2 protein-coding genes are annotated in these 1711 nt (G+C 40.2%); both read left to right on the top strand.

Features of this window, described 5'->3' with window-relative positions:
• The coding region (locus D0C36_RS24350; RefSeq protein WP_199502131.1) for a zinc-dependent metalloprotease at positions 1-843 on the top strand (843 nt) is incomplete at its 5' end.
• 133 nt (positions 844-976) lie between these two features.
• Positions 977-1711 (top strand): DUF5117 domain-containing protein (locus D0C36_RS24345; protein ID WP_158557200.1); only part of this gene is annotated, 735 nt, incomplete at its 3' end.

Raw genomic sequence — 1711 nt, 5'->3', positions numbered from 1 at the left:
ACGCCTGAGATGAAGTTTGACCCGCGTGCGCAAACAGAAGACCTTGGTGACGACCCTGTAAAGGCAAGCCGTTATGGTATAAAGAACCTGCAGTACATATTACCGAGATTACCGCAATGGACGGCTGAAGAAGGGAACAACAACAGGAACCTTACAGAAGCATACGATGCTTTAAAAGGGCAATATGCAGCATACCTTAACCATGTATTAAAGTATGTGGGCGCCTACTACCGTAACAATACCAAAGAGGGCCAGCAAGATGCGGTTTTTGTTGCCGAGCCTTTACAACTGCAACAGGATGTGCTTCGCTTTTTTGATGATGAGCTTTTTAAAACGCCAAACTGGTTATTAGACAGAGAGGTATTAAAAAAGATATCAGGTACAAGCTACGTCGGATCGCCTTTGCCTGAAGCTGTTACGCCATTGGCGCATTTGCAAATGATACAAGGAGATGTAATAGGAAGACTACTTGATATTAAAACGTTAGCTAACCTGCGCTCAAATATGGAACGCTTTGGCAAGGCAGCTTACCCTGTTGAAGAATATATTAAAACCATCCACAGATATGTATGGACTGAGTTAACAGGTAACGGCTTAAAAAAAGAAGACGATGCCCGCAGAAATCTGCAGAAACTTTATTTAAGGTCAATAGCTAAAGCTTTAAAAGTAAAAGAACAAGCCGATGACATTGAGAATGATGCCGCTTCAATACTTAGGGCTGATATTGTTCATCTGTCTGCCCAGCTTAAATCAGCCATACCGCAAACTAAAGATACATTAACATTAGTCCATTTTCAGGATATGCAATTAAGGGCATCTAAAATATTAGATGATGACAAATAGCCTTATAAATGTATATGCCTGCAAGGCTGTGCTTGATATGAACACTTATTCTGATCACAATTTAGAAATACGATAGCTCATGATAAAACTTAATAAATGCTATTTAAAATTAACCGCTATATTTTTCAGCTTAATGCTGATTAGTAGCCATGCCAATGCACAATTTTTTAAAAGGCTTTTTGGCAAAAATAAACAACCAACAGAGCAGGCAGCAAAGCCTAAGGCTAAAACTTACGAAAGCGTTATCAACAAAACGTTCTCATCATACAATGGGTTATTTACGGTGCACAAAAACAAGGATACCGTTTACTTTGAGATACCAGACTCTATCCTTAACCGCGATATTATGATGATAAACCGCTTATCTCAAAGCTCGTACGGCACAAAAGCTTATGCCGGCGAAGAGCTTGATGATAAAACCATCCAATTTACAACCGGTCCCGATTCTACGTTGCGTATCATTTACAACCTGGTAGCAAGCGAGGCCGACTCAAGCAGCAATGTATACCGGTCGGTTGAAAGGTCTAATCGCAATCCGGTAGCGTATGTTTTCCCAATAGTAATCCTCGGCAAACATGGTTCAAGCTACGTTATTGATGTAACCAAACTTTTTACAGCAACCAGTTTTTTAAATGCTATTAACCCGCAATCAACAGCCGCCAAAACCATTGACGAGCCAAAGGATTTTAAGATAGCTTATATACATGCTTATCCATCTAATGTAGAAATAGGTGTTGATCAGAATGTTAATGTTAAAGGAACACCGGACATATCCCAGGGTAGTATCCAAACCAATGCATCATTTATTATGCTGCCACGTGTAGCCATGCAGCGCCGTTATGCAGATGATCGCATAGGTTATTTCACC

The organism is Mucilaginibacter conchicola (genome assembly GCF_003432115.1).
Lineage (GTDB): Bacteria > Bacteroidota > Bacteroidia > Sphingobacteriales > Sphingobacteriaceae > Mucilaginibacter > Mucilaginibacter conchicola.
The sequence above is the reverse complement of the archived record's forward strand: the minus strand, read 5'-3'. Positions and strand labels throughout refer to the sequence as shown.